Annotated in this window: 17 protein-coding genes; 3 read left to right on the forward strand and 14 right to left on the reverse strand. The window is 62.0% G+C overall.

Features of this window, described 5'->3' with window-relative positions; genetic code table 11:
• Positions 1–65 precede the first annotated feature (65 nt).
• Together AACY08_RS00620 and AACY08_RS00625 are read left to right on the forward strand one after the other, a co-directional pair.
• Positions 66–1,874, forward strand: coding sequence for a monovalent cation:proton antiporter-2 (CPA2) family protein (locus tag AACY08_RS00620; protein ID WP_339467333.1), 1,809 nt, complete (start codon positions 66–68; stop codon positions 1,872–1,874).
• 72 nt (positions 1,875–1,946) lie between these two features.
• A complete protein-coding gene (locus AACY08_RS00625; RefSeq protein WP_339436524.1) occupies positions 1,947–2,501 on the forward strand; it encodes a hypothetical protein in 555 nt (184 codons plus the stop codon).
• Between the two features lie 67 nt (positions 2,502–2,568).
• Here AACY08_RS00625 and AACY08_RS00630 read toward each other — a convergent pair whose 3' ends face one another.
• From AACY08_RS00630 to AACY08_RS00645, 4 genes are read right to left on the reverse strand one after another with little or no spacing between them, the layout of a single operon-like run.
• Positions 2,569–3,288 carry an alpha/beta hydrolase gene (locus tag AACY08_RS00630; protein WP_339419797.1) on the reverse strand — a complete coding sequence of 240 codons (720 nt, stop codon included), beginning with the start codon at positions 3,286–3,288 and terminating at the stop codon, positions 2,569–2,571.
• An 11-nt stretch (positions 3,289–3,299) separates the two neighbouring features.
• Positions 3,300–4,055, reverse strand: a complete 756-nt coding sequence (gene cobF, locus AACY08_RS00635) for a precorrin-6A synthase (deacetylating) (protein ID WP_339428104.1) — start codon at positions 4,053–4,055, stop codon at positions 3,300–3,302.
• A gap of 45 nt (positions 4,056–4,100) precedes the next feature.
• Complete coding sequence (locus tag AACY08_RS00640; RefSeq protein ID WP_339467733.1) at positions 4,101–4,655, reverse strand: histidine phosphatase family protein; 555 nt, start codon at positions 4,653–4,655, stop codon at positions 4,101–4,103.
• Positions 4,656–4,708: 53 nt separating this feature from the next.
• Positions 4,709–5,251 (reverse strand): DUF4865 family protein, encoded by a 543-nt coding sequence (locus tag AACY08_RS00645; RefSeq protein ID WP_339467334.1) that lies wholly within the window; start codon positions 5,249–5,251, stop codon positions 4,709–4,711.
• Positions 5,252–5,344: 93 nt separating this feature from the next.
• Here AACY08_RS00645 and AACY08_RS00650 point away from each other — a divergent pair, with 93 nt between their 5' ends.
• On the forward strand, positions 5,345–6,211 hold the full coding sequence (locus tag AACY08_RS00650; protein ID WP_339467336.1) for a LysR family transcriptional regulator: 867 nt from the start codon (positions 5,345–5,347) through the stop codon (positions 6,209–6,211).
• A 51-nt stretch (positions 6,212–6,262) separates the two neighbouring features.
• Here AACY08_RS00650 and AACY08_RS00655 read toward each other — a convergent pair whose 3' ends face one another.
• Genes AACY08_RS00655 through AACY08_RS00700 form a run of 10 tightly spaced genes read right to left on the reverse strand, consistent with a single transcriptional unit; the run spans position 6,263 to position 16,300 of the window.
• A complete protein-coding gene (locus tag AACY08_RS00655; RefSeq protein ID WP_339467338.1) occupies positions 6,263–7,240 on the reverse strand; it encodes a LysR family transcriptional regulator in 978 nt (325 codons plus the stop codon).
• A gap of 51 nt (positions 7,241–7,291) precedes the next feature.
• Complete coding sequence (locus AACY08_RS00660; protein ID WP_339467340.1) at positions 7,292–8,233, reverse strand: peptidylprolyl isomerase; 942 nt, start codon at positions 8,231–8,233, stop codon at positions 7,292–7,294.
• Positions 8,230–8,688, reverse strand: a complete 459-nt coding sequence (locus tag AACY08_RS00665; RefSeq protein ID WP_049708791.1) for a YbjN domain-containing protein — start codon at positions 8,686–8,688, stop codon at positions 8,230–8,232. The genes AACY08_RS00660 and AACY08_RS00665 overlap by 4 nt, the downstream gene beginning before the upstream one ends.
• 20 nt (positions 8,689–8,708) lie before the next feature.
• A complete protein-coding gene (locus AACY08_RS00670; RefSeq protein WP_065910646.1) occupies positions 8,709–9,335 on the reverse strand; it encodes a DNA repair protein in 627 nt (208 codons plus the stop codon).
• Between the two features lie 18 nt (positions 9,336–9,353).
• On the reverse strand, positions 9,354–11,054 hold the full coding sequence (locus tag AACY08_RS00675; RefSeq protein WP_339467343.1) for a putative porin: 1,701 nt from the start codon (positions 11,052–11,054) through the stop codon (positions 9,354–9,356).
• A gap of 43 nt (positions 11,055–11,097) precedes the next feature.
• Complete coding sequence (locus AACY08_RS00680; RefSeq protein WP_339467344.1) at positions 11,098–11,799, reverse strand: energy transducer TonB family protein; 702 nt, start codon at positions 11,797–11,799, stop codon at positions 11,098–11,100.
• Between the two features lie 3 nt (positions 11,800–11,802).
• Positions 11,803–12,228 carry an ExbD/TolR family protein gene (locus tag AACY08_RS00685; RefSeq protein WP_010211136.1) on the reverse strand — a complete coding sequence of 142 codons (426 nt, stop codon included), beginning with the start codon at positions 12,226–12,228 and terminating at the stop codon, positions 11,803–11,805.
• 11 nt (positions 12,229–12,239) lie between these two features.
• Entirely contained in the window at positions 12,240–14,039 is a 1,800-nt protein-coding gene (locus AACY08_RS00690) for a DUF2341 domain-containing protein (protein ID WP_339467346.1), read from the reverse strand.
• Between the two features lie 24 nt (positions 14,040–14,063).
• Complete coding sequence (locus AACY08_RS00695; RefSeq protein WP_339467347.1) at positions 14,064–15,647, reverse strand: ShlB/FhaC/HecB family hemolysin secretion/activation protein; 1,584 nt, start codon at positions 15,645–15,647, stop codon at positions 14,064–14,066.
• 59 nt (positions 15,648–15,706) lie between these two features.
• Positions 15,707–16,300: a transposase gene (locus tag AACY08_RS00700; protein WP_339419777.1), complete on the reverse strand. Its 594-nt coding sequence runs from the start codon at positions 16,298–16,300 to the stop codon at positions 15,707–15,709.
• Positions 16,301–16,540: the final 240 nt, after the last annotated feature.

Here is a 16,540-nt window from a genome sequence, read left to right on the forward strand (position 1 = left end):
TTCGACATGTAAAAAGCGCTCTAATAACCGTCTATTGATTGGCTTTAAAGATCCTGGAGTTCGCAATGCCCCATGAAGGCAACCTGTTACAAGCAGCCGTGGTGTTCCTGCTCGCCGCCGTGCTGACCGTGCCCCTGGCCAAACGCCTGCAACTGGGCGCGGTGCTGGGCTATCTGTTTGCCGGCGTGATCATTGGCCCGTCGGTGCTCGGCCTGATCGGCAACCCGCAAAGCGTCGCACAATTCTCTGAACTGGGCGTGGTGTTGCTGCTGTTCATTATCGGGCTGGAACTGTCACCCAAGCGTTTATGGGTGATGCGCAAGGCGGTGTTTGGCGTTGGCCTGGCCCAGGTGATGTTCACCGGTCTGGTGATGGGCGTGGTGGCCTTGTGGCTGTTTGGCCAGTCGTGGAACAGCGCCATCGTGCTCGGCCTGGGCCTGGCGCTCTCGTCCACCGCGTTCGGCCTGCAAAGCCTTGCCGAGCGCAAGGAGCTGAACCAACCACACGGTCGCCTGGCGTTTGCCATTCTGTTGTTCCAGGACATCGCTGCGATCCCGCTGATCGCCATGGTGCCGCTGTTGGCCGGCAGCGATCACCCCACCACGGAAGCCCAGGGCCTGCAGCATGTATTACAGATCCTCGGCAGCATCGCCGTGGTAATCATCGGCGGTCGCTACCTGCTGCGGCCAGTGTTTCGCATCGTCGCCAAGACCGGCCTGCGCGAAGTGTCCACCGCGACGGCGTTGCTGGTGGTGATCGGTACAGCCTGGTTGATGGAACTGGTGGGCGTGTCCATGGCCCTGGGCGCCTTTCTCGCTGGTTTGCTGCTGGCGGATTCGGAGTACCGCCACGAACTGGAATCCCAGATCGAACCGTTCAAGGGCCTGCTGCTGGGCCTGTTCTTCATCAGCGTGGGCATGGGCGCAAACCTCAGTCTGCTACTGAGCTCGCCATGGGTGGTGATCGGGCTGACGTTGCTGCTGATCGGCTTGAAACTGCCGCTGCTGTACGCCGTCGGCCGGCTGGTGGGCGACCTCAACCGCGAAAGCGCCCTGCGCCTGGGCGTGGTGCTGGCGGCCGGGGGTGAATTTGCTTTTGTCGTGTTCAAGATCGGTCGCGACCAAGGCCTATTCGAACCTCATCTCTATGATGTGCTGGTGCTGACCATCACCCTCTCCATGGCCGTAACGCCGCTGCTGTTGCTGGTGTGCCCGAAGCTGTTCAAGCCCAAGGTCAAGCCGGTGGAAGTGCCCGAGGAATACAGCGCCATTGAAAGCGACGCACCGCGCGTGGTCATTGCCGGCATGGGCCGCATGGGCCAGATCGTCGCGCGGATCCTGCGCGCGCAGAATATCTCGTTTATCGCCCTGGACACCTCGGTAGAGACCATCGAACTGACCCGCAGCTTCGGTGGCATGCCAGTGTTCTACGGTGACCCGCAACGCCCGGAGATCCTGCATGCGGCCAAGGTCGACCAGGCGGAATTCTTTGTGATCGCCATGGATGACCCGGAGATAAACATCAAGACTGCCGAACAGGTGCGCAACCTCTACCCGCACATGAAGATCATCGCCCGTGCGCGTAACCGCCAGCACGTACACCGCCTGGTGGACCTGGACGCCTCACCGATTCGTGAGACGTTCTACTCCAGCCTGGAAATGAGCCGTCGCACCCTGGTCGGCCTGGGCTTGAGCCAGGCTCAGGCCGATGCGCGCATCACACGCTTCAAGAACCACGACCTGCAAGTGCTGGCCGCGCAACACGCGGTGTACGACGACGCTGCCAAGGTGATGCAAACGGCCCAGGAAGCGCGGGCGGAATTGGCGCGCCTGTTTGAGATGGATCGACTTGAGGAAGAGTCCGACAAGGCGTGAGGCTATCGGTGAACGATCTTGCGAAAATTCTGACAGAATATGCCGCAATTTCGTTCATCCCTGGAGCGCTTCATGGCCACTTTCACCAAGACCGTCGCCCTGCTGGTCCTCGCGCTTTCTGCAGGCAGTGTCTTCGCCGCCGCCAAGCCGACCACACAGACCATCTCCACACTGGGCGGGAAGTTCACCTTCAAGCTGCCCAGGGCCTATACCGCCGACACCTTGCCGGCTGGCAAGGCGGATGATGGAACCGCCGACACCCAAGGCACGATGTACGCCAACCAGACCACGAAAAGTGTGGTGATCGTCGCCGAAACGGTGCGTGCAGACGGGGTAACCATTGGGGATAACGACGCGCAGTTCCTCGATGGCGCCGTGGCCGGATTCGTCAAGGACCAGAGCGCAGCACTGCCTGACTTCAAGAAGCAGAGCGAGAAGAAGCTGAACGTCAAGGGCCTGGGCCTGCGCCAAGTGGACAGCACCGCGACCCAGGGTGGTGGCAAGACGCTGCAATCCACATTCCTCGGTGGCTCGGGAAATCATTTGCTGGTGATCCAGGCGATTTCGCGGGCGGATGATGCCAAGGGGCATGCGGCGCTGGTGAAGCAGATTACAGGCGGTAAGTAACCCGATTGCCCAATCAACACAAAACCAATGTGGGAGCAGGCAAGCCTCCCACATTTTTTAACCGCGTTTACCTCAGGCTTTTTTCCAGCCAAACCTTCAAGTCCTGCACTTCCGACTCACTGACAGTGTGGTTCATCCCCGGATACCCATGAAACTCCGGCTTCAACCCGAGCCCCGTCAACACCTCATTCGCCCGGGTCGCCGAGGCATACGGCAGCGCCTGGTCCAAGGTGCCGTGGCCAATAAAGATCGCCAGCTTGCCCAATGACTCATCCGGTTTCAGCTCAGCTTTGAGCACCGGCAACACACTGCCACTCAACGCCGCAATCCCTCGCACCAGCTGCGGGTCACGCAACGCCACCTCATACGACATGATCGCGCCCTGGCTGAAACCAATCAGGAACACGCGATCACTCTGGGTGTGGTACTTGGCAGTGGCTTTGCCGACGAAGTCCTTGATCAGCCCCGCACTGCGCTGAAGATCGGCCGTTACACCATCGTAATCGCCGTCACCGGGCGTCTTGGTAAACCAGCGGAATCCATTCGGACCGACCGGCATGGGCGCCCGAACCGACAAGTAAGTCCACGTGGATGGCAGCGCGTCCTTGATGCCAAACAGGTCTTCCTCGTTACTGCCAAAGCCGTGCAGGAAAATCACCAGCGGCTGGTTGCGCGCATCACCCTGGGTCTGTTCCAGGTACGACAACGGCAAGTCGGTGTGCAGCGTATCGTCGGCATGAGCGGCACCGGCTAGCAGGGTCAGCGCCAGGGCAAACAGTTTAAGCATGGGACGTTACCTCAGGGTTTGCGTAGCAAATAAGTGTCCATGATCCAGCCATTTTCAAGGCGCGCGGCCTTGCGCACCCGTTGGATTTCTTCGGCCACCTCACTCACCTTGCCGCTGATCAGGATCTCGTCCGGCGTGCCGAGGTAGGCGCCCCAATAGATGTCCAGATCCTGATCGGCAACGCTACGGTAGGAATCTTCGGCGTCAAGCATGACCACCAGGGTGTCGGCATCACTCGCCTGCCCCGCCGCCAGACGGCGCCCGGTGGTGATCTCAACGGACTTGCCGATGCGGTTCAACGGCACCTTGTGCTGGGCGGCCAGGGCCTGCACGCTGGTGATACCGGGGATGACTTCGAACGCGAAGGTGCAGCGACCACTGGCCAAAATCGCCTGCAGAATGCGGATGGTGCTGTCGTACAGCGCAGGATCGCCCCACGCCAGGAAAGCGCCCACTTCACCGTCGGCCATTTCCTCATTGATCATGCGCTCGAAAGTCTGCTGCTTGTCGCGGTTGAGGTCCTGCACGGCGGTGGTGTAGTCGATATCGCCGCGCACACGCTCGGGGCAATCGGCCTCGACGAAGCGGTAGCCAGGCTCGGTGATGTAGGTCTCGCAGATCTCGCGACGCAGGTCGATCAACTTGTCTTTGCTCTGGCCCTTGTCCATCAGGAAAAACACGTCGGTGCGGTTGAGCGCCTTCACGGCCTGCATCGTGATGTAGTCAGGGTTGCCGGCGCCAATGCCGATGATCAGGATGCGTTTCATGGGTAGCTCTCAGTGCGGGGCGTGGATTTTGCCATGTTCAGGCGTCTAGGCGTGAGTTTCCAGGCGCAGGCGCCAGACCGTATTGAAGCGCAGCTCCGTGGTGGACAGCGGCTCGACGTCGATACGGTAGAACATCGAGAGCCGAAACTGCATGACGTACAGCATTGCGGCGCGGATCACGAAGGGGTGGGTGATGGCGACGATATGGCCGGGTTGGGTTTCAAGAGACTGCATCCACTGCGCGACACGCGTGCAAACGTCCTCCACTGACTCGCCGCCATGGGGTGCGCACGCGCTGTCAGTGAGCCAGGTGTTTAACTGATCGCCATTCAGTTGGCTGATGGCCTGGCCTTTCCACTGGCCGAAATCAGCGTCACGCAGGGCGTCTTCGACTCCTGCGTCACCGCCGAACAAGCCGGCTGTCTGCCGTGCGCGTATTTCCGGCCCGCACAACAAACGCCGGGGTTCCTTATAACGCCCGGCGAGGGAAAGTGCCGCCCCCTGCCAATCCATCGCCACCGCCTCGTCGTCCGGAAAACGCCCGCACTTTTGCAGAGGCGTGGCGGCATGGCAGATGAGTGTCAAACGGGTGGCCTGGATCACAGATTGTTTCAACGACAAGGATAAGGCCACCAAGACTGGCGCAGTTATCGCTAGGGCGCAACGCCTTGTGCCAGATAGAGCACCTGATAGCCCGTGCCTGGATGCTCGGCATCCAGCGTCTTGGCCGACAGCGTAAACCGTACCCACCGCCACGCTTGCACGTCCAGCGCGAGGAGCACCGCGAACGTGTCGTTGCTCTCAGCCAATTGCTGATTCCGTCGTTTCTCATCGGCCAATATGCCCGCGCGGTCCGCGCCAGGCGCCAGCGGCCATTCCTCCCGATACAAACTCAGCGCGTTCCGCGCCGGACCGCGTTGTACATCCAGCGGCAGCCAACTCTCGATATGCGGACGACCGAAGCTGTCGAGCACTTTCTGGAAACGCTCCCCCAGCAAGAAGTCAGCGGCCTGCAACGGGTCGGCCCACAGGTACACCGAGGAATACACATTGCCGCCAGTCTCCTGGGCGATAAACGCCTTGAACAGCAACCCTTCAGCGTGATCCCACAACGGCCCCAACTGCGCGGCGCGTCGGCGAATCACGTTCATGTCATAGTCGGCGGGCAAGCGGTGTGAATATTGTTTGGCGAACATAAAAAAGCTCCCTGGCAAGATGAGGTTCCAGCTTGCGCACCCGTGATGATTTCAACAAGATATGAGCCGATATAGGTGCAATAAGGATCCGATATGACTGACGTGCTCAAACCTCTGGATATCGACACTGTGCACGCCTTCGTACTGGTGGCGGATTTCGCCAGTTTCACCCGTGCCGCCGAGGCCCTCGACACCTCCCAGGCCGCGATCAGCCTTAAGCTCAAGCGCCTTGAAGAGCGCCTCGGCTATCGCCTGCTTGAGCGCACGCCACGGCACGTGCGGCTGTCGCCCCAGGGCGAGCAGTTCATCGTGGCCGCGCGTGCGCTGCTCAATGCCCATGAACGCGCGCTGGGCGACATGGGCTCCCACGCACCGCGTCGCTTGGTGATCGGCATCAGCGACCACGTCGCCGGCCCGGACTTGCCGACCTGGCTCAGCCGCCTGGCCGCCTATGACCCTTTGGTGATCCTCGAAGTCCGCATCGCCTCCTCCCGCGACCTGGTCGCCGCCTTCGATCGCAACGAACTGGACGCGGTGATCGTACGCAACGAGGGCGACCGCCAGGACGGCGAAGTGTTGGTGGTGGAACGCTTTGGCTGGTTCGCTGCGCCCACCTGGCAACATAGCCCCGGCAAGCCTCTGCGCATGGCGACCATGGCCGCGCCCTGCGGCGTTCGCCACTTGGCCACACGCGCACTGGACGCGGCGCGCATCGACTGGACCGAAGTATTCGTCGGCGGCGGTGTGATGGCCGTGGGGGCGGCAGTCAGCGCCGGCCTCGGCGTAGCCGCCCTCGCCCACCGCGTGGCACCCGCTGGCGCGGTGGAGGTGAGCGAGCAATATGGGTTGCCGGCGTTGCCCGTGAGTGAAGTGGTGCTTTATAGCCGGATCAGTGACGCGCGCTCCAGGGAAACGTTGCGCGCCCTGAGCGCGACCTTTCGAGGTGTGCTGCAACGTTGAAACCAGCCGCCGCCAGTCATCTGCGTAGGGCATCTGATTGAACACGTGCAGTCAATCAAACCACTCACGGCGGCCTTCGAAGGTGCTGACGATCAACTCCACAATCATCCGCACCGCCTGCGCATCCCCCACCTGCGCATTCACCGCCAGCCACACGTGGCGCTGCATGCTCTCGGCCAACAAGCCCGGCAACGCCACAAGCCCACGGTCAACACTGCTCATGTAGTGCGGCAGCAACCCAATACAGGCGCCACAACGAATCATCTCCAGCATCAGCGAATAAGCATGCACTTGCACCACCGCCGCCAAACGCTGCTCCACCACACGGTTCCACGGCTGCAACGCGCCAACTTGCGTATCAGGCTGCCACTGCACCAGCATGTAGTCATCCAGGTCTTCCACGCTGTCCGGCCGTGTCGTGAGCCGTGAATAACGCTTGGCGATATGCGGCAAATATTGCAGCCGCGCCAGGGCTCGCGGCGGCTCGGTGACAAAGCTCGGGCCGGGCACCGGGGCATCGGCGTCCGACAACCACAGCACCACGTCCACCTCCACCGCTTGCAGGGACAACTGGCTGTCGATGGAGATGATCTCCAGGCGCACGCTGGCATTGCGTCGCAGCAAGGCAATCAGGTCGCGCCCAAGGATGTCGTGCAGGATCGGCTCAGCCACCGCCAGCCGAATCAGCGGTTGCTCCGTGACCGGCAGACGCCGCTCATGGGCCAGGGCGATTAACTGAGCCTGCAACTGCTGACCATCGCGGCTAAGTACCAAGCCATTGCCCTGATAGGTGAACAGCGAATGGCGCAGATGTTCTTCCAACTGCGCCAAGCGCTTGCGCAACAGCGTCGCCTTGATATTCAAACTGCGCGCCGCCTGCATGAAACAGCCGCAGCGCGCACTCACCAGAAAGTAGCGCGCCACCTCCGGGTCAATCTCTCCGGCCAGGGCCAGCCAGGTGCTGCGCCCCTCGCCCGGTGCGCGATAAGCGGACGGCCCCTGAAGGCCAGACGGTTCTAGAAATGCCATGGGAGACTCCCTGTCTTGTCTGTCTGTGCATCCAATGCGGGTTGAAACGCGTTACTCCAACACCTTGTTCAGCTCTGCACCGTCGATACTCAGGGTGGCGGTGTTGAGCATGCCCTCGAGGTAAGCCTTGGCGATCTGCTCCTGACGCTGGGCGCGCAAGGCCTGGGTCAGGCGTTCGCGCAGTTCGTCCAGGGTCGCCGTGCGCGCCGGTTGCTGGCCGGTGAGCTTGAGCACATGAAACCCTGCCGCACTCTGCACCACATCCGACACGGCGCCGACCTTGAGGCGCGACACCGCACTGCGCACTTCGGGCACCAGTTGCTGCAAAGGCTGCATCCCCGAGTCTCCACCTCGCGTGGCGGAGTCGGTGTCCTGGGAAAACTGCGTGGCCAGGGCGGCAAAATCACCCGGTGACGCCTGGACGCGGCGGCTCAGTTCCTGGGCCTGGCGGCGTACTGTGTCGAGGGTTTGCGGGTCATTCGCCGCGAGGAAAATCTGGCTCACCCCATACAACGGCGGCGACATCCATTGCGACTTGCCGCTGTCGTAGGCCTGTTGCAATTCAGCCGCGCTGGGGTAGTCGGCCGGCACCTGGCTGACCGAGAGCATGTAGTCGCGAAACACGATTTGCTCAGTGGCGGCTCGCGTTTGCTGTTCCACTTCCGGGCGCTGGCGCCAGCCTTGCGCGTCGGCCTGTTCGAGCACCGCCTTTTGTGCCAGACGTGAACGGATCCAGGTCTCCAATGCACCTCGGTTACCGCGCAATTGCTCGCGTGACTCGGCCGGCAGGCTGGCAAGCACGCTTTTCAGTTCCGTGAGGTCGATCTGCTGATTACCCAGGCGTGCCACCGCTGGCCCACTCGGCGCAAGGTTGAGCACCGGTGCCGGTTGCTGAGCCGCCACCGGGTCGCTGCCCGGTCGCACGCTCAAACCCACCGCCACCACCAGCAAGGCCAGCGCACCCGCGCCGACCATCAAGGTTGGCTTTTTCACAATACGGGCGCCTCGACGTCGGCCTGGGCCTGCAACTGCGCCGCCTGCTGGCTGTATTCACGCAGGTAGACGATAAACTCCTGCAACAGGCGATCCCACAGTTCCAGCTGGCTGCGCAGGTGCGTGGCGCCCACGCCGGCCACCACCACGTCCATTTCCATCAGCAGGAATTCGCCCTGCACCGACAACCGCGCAAAGCGCCGCGATGCGTTCCATACCTGGGCCAGGCCTTCAGGCAACTCGCCCTGGATACGCAGCGCGCAGCTGTAGGTGAAATCCACATAGTTGCCCTGCTCTGCCGCCGGGTTGCCAAAGCGCACGGCAAAACCGATGCCCTGGCTGGCGCTGAGCAATTGCACGATACCGTTCTGTTCGGTCTGATTGACCCGGTAGCCCGCTTCCTGCAGCAGCTCGGTGAGGCTCTGGGTGGTGACGCTGGTGATCAATTCGCTCATGGTGATCTCTGATCTGTCTATCAATGATTGGCAGTTGCCTGGGGCGCGTCGAAACGGCTCTTGTACAAATCGTCGCCAAAGCCCTGGGCCAGTTCCTCGAACTTGACCCGCGCACTGCTGGCGAACGGCTGGCGAATACTCATCACCTCGGCCACGTCGATTTTTTCGTAGGCCGCGAGCAGTTGCTGGGCCACGCCGTACATCTGTTGATTCTTGACTGAACATTGCTGCACTTGTGTGTCACGTTCGCTCAGCTGTGCCTGCAAGCGAGCGCGCTCGGCTTCTTTACCCTTGGCGAGCACCAGCAGTTCGTCATAAGCCTTCTTGAACTTGCCGATCTGCTCATTGCTCGCCGCGACCTGGGCTTGCGCCTGACTGTGCAGGCTCTGTTGCTGGCCGGCCATTTGCTCGGCCACGCCACGGGTCTTCTCCAGCTCAGCGGTCAGTTGTTTGATTTGCGCCTGGGCCTGCTTGGCCTGGGTTTCAGCGGCGATGCGCGCCGCACTGGCCTGGGCCTGTTCGCTTTGCAGCGCCTGCAATTGCTGGGTGGTGCTGCGCAATTGCGTACGCAAGCGCTCCTCCATGCCTTCAGCCGAGGCCGCCGTGGCAACGAACACCAAGAGCAGCCCGCAGATTCGCGTGTTCATGTGGCATCTCCCTGCGCATCAAAAGCGCGTGTTGAGTTCCAGTTGCATCACATCGACTTCAAACGGCGCGCCATACACTTCTGATGCGCTCAACCAACGCGCACTGGCGTAGAGGTTCTTTTCGATGCCGTAGTTGGCGCCGATGAAGTACCCCTTGGCGTTGGTCCCGCCCAGGTGGAACGAGGAATCGTTGAAGCCGTCGGGCAAGGCGTCGGGCTGGATGTATTTGTAGCCAGCCAGCACGTTCCAGTCGCCGCGTTTGCGCATCTCCAGCGCGCTGCCGAGGGTCATCTGCACCATCAAGGCGTTGCCGCCACTCTCGAACTGGCCCTTGCTGTTGATGTTGTTGACGATCTCGCCTTCGCTGCGCTTGAGCATCTCGCCCTTGTCGTAGGCCAGGTTGTGGATGAAGTTGCCCTGGGTACGCAGTTTGAAGTCGCTCGGCAGTTCGGCATCCCACGCCAGGTTCAGGTCAAGCACGTCGAACTTGGACGCCAGGCCGACAAACTGCGGTTGCGGGGTCAAGCCAGGCGTGGCCGGGTTCGGGGTGATATCACGCAGCAGGAACACGCTGTTGCCCTTTTGCATAAAGGCCAGGCGCGAGCCGTCGCTGTCGCAGGCGGGCTGCCCGGCCCACGGCTCACACGCGCCGGAGCGTTGGCCTTCGATATCGTCAAAGTGGTAGTACGCCATCGCGCCTTTGATGCTGTTTTCGCGGTTGATCTTCCAGTTGGCGCCGATCTGTCCGCCAAACAGCCACTTGGTCTCGCTGTCTTCTTTGTCGAAGCCGTTGCTGCTGGCCGAGTCGGAGGTGTACTCCACCGGAAACGCGCCAAGGGTGCCGAACAGGCCCCACCCGTTGTTCAGGGCATGGTTGAAATTGGCGGCAATACCGTCGAAGTTCAGGTCACCCGAATACATCATGTCGGTGGAATAGAACGGGTTGGCGAACCGGCCTGCGGTGAGGGTCACGTCCTGGGTGGCTTTCCAGCTGAGATAGCCCTGGTCGAGCCAGATGTCCTTCTTGCCAAAGCCGCCGCCCAAGGTCTGGGTGGTGGACACCGGGTTGTTGTCGGAGCCGGTGCCAATGCGGATGCCGGCGGTCCATTCCGGCGACAGCACCGCTTTCATGCCCAGGCGCGCGCGCAGGCGGAAAAGGTTTTCGCGGTCCTTGGTGGTGTTGAGCAGGGGTGGCAGCTTGGTGTTGGTGTCTTTGTTGGTGTCGTACGGGCCGCTGTCATTGAGCTTGGCGTAGTCGACGATTTCGTTGCTGTTGTTGCCTGAGAAGTAGCGCGACTCATCCCGCAGGCGGATATCGCCGTCAAAGGTGATACGCGAGATCCAGTCCGGGAAGGTATTGGGCTGGGCCCAGTTTTCCTGCTTGGCGGTGGCCATGACCTCGGCCTTGACCTGGTCACGAATCTGATCCTTGACCGCCTGCGGCACATATTGCACACGCACATCGCCGGGCGCTGCGGCCGGGCCTGCGGCAACCACCGGCGCGGCATTGGCCTGTCGTGCCTGCTGGGCTTCTTTTTCCGCCTGGGCGATCAGGCCGTTGGCGGTTTCCTGCTTGAGCACGCCTTGCTGCACCAACAGGCGGATCAGGTTGATCGTGACGTTTTCCGAGGGCGCGACCGGGGCGGCAGTCGCCTGGCCGACCAGGGTCGCGATGACCATGCCGACCGCCAGGGTCAGTCGATTCACGGGGGAAATCATGTGTACGCAACTCCTGTAAAAAACCGTTGAAAAAAGCATTCAATTAATCCGGGCGCCGGCCTTTGAGGGACAGGCGCATGGGCAGCGTCAGCGACGCCGGCGGCTTCTGCGTGGCACGCGGTGCACGTATCAGCGCAAGCATCTGGGCATCGGTCTCGGCGTCCCCGCTGGACTTGGCCACCAGTGCTTTAGTGACCTGGCCATCGGTGCCCAACCACAGGTCTATCTGTATCGAGAAAGCCTTCTTGCGTAATTCCGGGTCATCGCGCATCAGCCGTTGATAGGTGCCGGCCAGGTACTGCTTGTACGTGCCGGTACCCAACCCACCACCGCTGCCGGCCATGCCGCCGCCTTTGCCGGCGCCAATGTTGAAACCGTCATTGCCGGACTGTGCATCGCCATCGATCTGCATCGGGTTGGCCAGGTCTTCGTTGGGCGAAGGCGGCGCTTCCTCTGCCGGCTTGACGTCTTCGGGTTCGGGGCTTGGCACCGGCTCCGGGACTTTTTCTTCGACCTGGGGCTCGGGCTCCTTGGGTTTCTCTGGAGGCGGTGGCGGTTGCGGCGGCAACGGGATAATCGTCGGCACCTTGGGCGCTTCGCGGCGCACGCCACTCATGTCATTGGCCCACTGCCACAAAAACCAGGCCGCCACGGCGCCCAGCAACAGGCCCGCGCCCCACTTCCATGGGTGCAATGGCGGCTTCTTTTTCACGGGCAGTGGCGCGATTGGGATCTGTGCGGTCATGGCTCAGCCCTGGCTCGGTTTGCCGGTGACCAGCCCGACCTGGGACAGCTCCAGCCGGCGCAGCAAGTCGAGCACTTCGATCACCTTCTGGTACTGCACCATCGCATCGCCGCGCACGATCACTGGGAAATCGGGGTTCAGCGCTTTCTCGATACGCAGGCGTTCTTCGAGCTCGCCGAGGGTTACCGGGTAAGCGTCAAGGAACACCTGGCCGCCGTCGTTCACGGAGATCGCCTTGGTCTTGGCCTCCGACAACGACACCGAGGCGCTGGCCTTGGGCAGGTGAATCTGGATACCCGAGACCTGGGCGGTGGCGGTGAGGATAAACATCACCAGCACCACCATCAGCACGTCCACCAGGGGCGTGATATTGATGCTGTCGACGGCGGCATCATCGTCATCGTCGTGGGAGGCATTTACAGAAGCCATGGCAACTCTCCTCAGGCCGGAACCGGTGCGTGATGCGGTGCGCGGTGCGCGGCTTCACTGTGCTGGCTCTCGCCGTGCATCTCCGCCAGGCGGGTGATGAACTCGTCGACAAACACGCGCATATCCGCACTCACTTCCTTGTTACGCGTGATCAGGCGGTTGTAGCCAAACAGCGCCGGGATCGCGACAAACAGGCCCATGGCCGTGGCCAGCAAGGCCGCCGCCATACCCGGCGCGATGGCATTGATGTTCACGTCACCGGCCATGGCGGTGCCGAGGAACACCACCATGATCCCCAGCACCGTCCCGAGCAGGCCGATGTACGGGCCGCCGGCGATGGCGTTGGACAGGGTCGAGAGCTTGGAACTGAGGGCCTGGTTTTCGCGGGTGCGCACGCCGTCCATGGAGCAGCGGATCGCTTCAATAGTCGCGGCCGAGACCGAAGAAGTGTCAGCACCCTGGGCGCGGCGGGTGCGGATTTCCTTGACCGCCACCAGGTACAGACGCCACAGCGAAGAATGGGTCAGGCGCTCAGCCAATTGCGCGTCGTCGGCATACATCTCCAGGCGGGTGCCGATCTGCGCGAAATGCTCGCGGAAGACCTCGTTGGCACTGCTGAGGCGGCTGACCTGACGGTTCTTGCGCAGCATGATGACCCACGACTGGAACATCATCCCCACCAGCACCAGGATGATTACCCAGGCGTCGACGGGAACCGCGTTGAGCAGGAAGCCCAGGCTGCCGAAACCAAAGCCGGACTGTTCTTCATCCACGCCATAGGCCACCAGCTTCGACTCGGCGCCCTGGGCGCTGGCGTCGGCCAGCAACAGCGCGGCCGGGCGCGCCACTTTGGACAGGCGCAGCTCATCGATGGCGCCGGCGAAGGGCTGGTGCGTGCTGCCCGCTTCCGGCAGGTCGGCACCGATGGCCAATTGGGAATTGAACGCTGGCAAGGCGACAGCGAGGGTCGCGGTTTCGCGGCCATTCACATACAGCGAGACCTTTTCACCTTCGGCGGTGAACGCCAAGTGCTGCCATTGGCCAGGGTTCAGCGGTTGGGTCGACACGGCGCGCTGGCCGTCGATTTCCACAAACGGCATGCCTTGATTCACGCCCAGCAGCAGGTTGTGGGAGCCGTCGCGCCGGGCCAGCACCACTTGCTCACCGCTCGCCTGGTCCAGGCGCAGCCAGGCACTGAAGGTGAATGCGCCACCGGCTGCATGTTGCAAGGATGGGCTGGCCGGCAACATCAAGGGCTGGCCGCCGAACTGTAAGGCGCGGCCGATCACGCCGTCGATGCTCACGCCCGTGGCGTTCAGTGCGGTGTTGGCGTAGGCCGTGGTGTCCCGGGGCGGTGTGGCTGTGGCCCCATCAAAGTGGTAGAGCGCAGTGTAGTTCGGGTCAAACGTCAGTTGGCCGTTGGCGGAGGCCGCGGCTTTCTGATTGCCGTAGTACATCCACAGGTCCTGGCGCTGGCCGCCTTCGACCTTGGGCACATCGACCCAGATCAGCGCCATGCCCATCAACGGGTCGAAGCTTTCGATCTGGTGGTTGAACACGGTCTTGTCATCGGCACTCACAAAGCGCAGGTCCGCACCGTCTTCCTTGACCCCGTCAAAGGTGAAATTGCCCGTGTGCAGGCGCACCAGCAGCGCGGTTCGGCCCAGGGCCTGGTTGATCGCGGCGCCTTGGGCGGTGGTGTCTACCGAGATCTGTTTGCGGTAGTGCCAATCGTCCTGCCACCAGGCATGGGCGGTGGCCGGGAGCGCGAAGCCCAGGCAGATCAACAGGCTCAGGAATAGGCGTTGCATGGGTGAAATCTCCGGAAGAAAAAGTCAGAAAGTCGCCTGCACACTGAAGTGCAGTCGCGAGTCCTGTTTCTGGGTGTTCGGTCCATCGAGCAGCGGGTAGCCCCAATCCAGGCTGCCGGACAACCATTTGCTCAAACTGGCGCGGGTGCCCAGGCCGACACTGGCCAGGCTGTATTCGTCTTCTTGCTCAGGCAGCGGGTCGTGCAGGCGCATGCGCGCGCCTTCGGCGAACGCGTAAAAGCGCCACTCCTGCACATAACTGCCGAGAAACTTGGCCAGGGACGGCGTGCGCAGTTCCTGGGAGAGCAAGTAACCCTCGTCCCCGGTACGTTCGGCCGCCAGGTAGCCGCGCACCGAGGTGGCGCCGCCGGCGGAATACTGCTCGTTGGAGACCAGCGGCCCCGAGGCGAGTTGGAAGCCACTTTTGGTAGCTGACTGCCAATCGTTGGCGAAGGTGTAGGTGTAATTCAGATCACCCTTGAGCACGGCAAAACTGGCGCTGGCCTTGTAGCGCTTGTACTCGAATTCTTCGGCGTCGCTGCCGTAGCCGAAGAACGCGCGGGTGCCCACCACCAGGTTCAGGCCCAAGCCCAACTGTGATTGCTCGGTGTAGCGAAAGCCGTTGTAGCCAAAGGTGAGTGGTGCGTATTTGAGCGGCACCTGGTCGCTGCTGGCGCCGAATTTCAGCTGTTCGTCGAAGTCCTTGAAGTCCACGCCGAACGAAAACGAGTTGGCCCAGTTTCCCGCCGCCGGCAGGTTGTAAATGGCCGACACGCCGTAGGAGTGGCCCTTGCCCAATACGTTGCTACCGCCGAGGGTGGCGATGTTGCTGTCTGACTGGTAACCCGAGAACTGCAAGGTCCAGCGCTCATCCAGCGGCGCGCTGTAGGCGCCCGACCAGACCTTGGCATTGGCGCTGTCCTGGGGCGCGGTGAAATAGGTCAGCGAGATGCTGTGGCCCAGTTGCCACAGATTGTCGTAGCCGAGGGTCGCCACCGAGCGCAGCTTTTCGGTGTCGGCGCTGTAGTCGTTGTTAAGGCCAATGCTGGCGTGCCAAGGGTTCTGGTCTTCCACCTGTAAATCCACATCCATGGTGCCGGGGCGCTGGCCTTCGCGCACCAGCGGCGTGACCTGGCGCCCGGCACTGCGGTTGAGGCCGGCCAACTGGGTTTGCACCGTGGCAAAGTCTGGCACCGCGCCCTCTTCCAGCGCTGGCACCTGCTCGCGGATTTCCACCGGCGAATAGTGCTTGGCGCCGACCACACGCACGCGTCCCACCTTGGTTTCGCTGACTTGCAGGTAAACGATGCCGTCATCGACCTTCTGCTCCGGCAGCTCGACAAACACCGACTGATAGCCGCGTGACTGGTAGATCTTCTGCAGCGCATCGCGGGCGCCTTCGATATCGCCCAAGGTTTTTTGCGGACCGAGGAACGGGTACACCGCCTCCTCGATCGTCGCCGCATCGAGCACCGTGTTGCCGCGCACGAAGTACTCGTTGACGTCGACCTTGCGCGCCGCTTGCTCTTCCTCGGCCAACGCGATTTGCGTCACGCTCCCCAGCGTCACGCAACACAGCGCCAGCGTTAATTTGAACAGATGTTCCACACCGCCCCCTGACATTATGATTTTTTGCGCCGCCACCGATTGCCCGGCATGCGGCCTGCTCAATTGCTGGTGATCGAGGTGTTACCGTGGCGTGCCAGCCAGGTGTGCAACAGCGCGAAGTTCAGCGAGAACTCCGGCATGTGCAGCAAGGCGCCACAAAACACGTCACCGATGATTTTCTGGATGAGTTGCACCGCACGCGGGTTATTCAGCAGCGTGGCGATGTCGCGGGTGAGCACATGAATGCTCCAGACCTTTTGGTTCAGGTCCAGGCCGACGAACCAGCGAAACAGCAGGTTGTAGTTCAGCTGTTCATGCAGTTGCTGCTCGCTGGGTACCGAATACAGCAGTTGCAGCAAGAGGACTTGCAGCACGGTGTGCGGGGCGATCGACATCGCGGATTCGGCCACCAGCCACTCACGGTGCTGGTCGAGCACTTCGTCGATCTGCGGGCGCAGCAACACCAGGGAATGGCCCGCCGGGATGTAGCTGGACACTTCCTTCAACGCGCCCTGCCAGTCGTCCTGAGAGACAATCCACACCCACGGCGCACCGTAGCGGTAAACCGAAACCGGCTTCTTGCGCGCGGCTTCAACGATCTTCGACAGGCGCTGGTCGAGCTCCTGCATGCCTACTTTCGAGTAACGTTCCATAGTTCCCACTTGCCCCACTCCTGGCGTCTTGCTGACGGCTGGGGAGGCAGCTTGTGGCGGCCTCCAGCGCGTTACATAGGAGAGACAGGGGGGGCTGGGAGCTACCGAACTTTTGTCATGAAAGCTTCATTTTGGATTGGGTGGGGGGCAATTCTTGGTGGGGTACATATCCGTTATTTGAGTAACGGCTGATAGGGCTTCCGCCCTTACCGCGGGGCACTTTGGAAAAGAGCCGGAGCC

Origin of the sequence: Pseudomonas sp. EL_65y_Pfl1_R83 (assembly GCF_963970695.1) — a bacterium.
GTDB lineage: Bacteria > Pseudomonadota > Gammaproteobacteria > Pseudomonadales > Pseudomonadaceae > Aquipseudomonas > Aquipseudomonas tritici.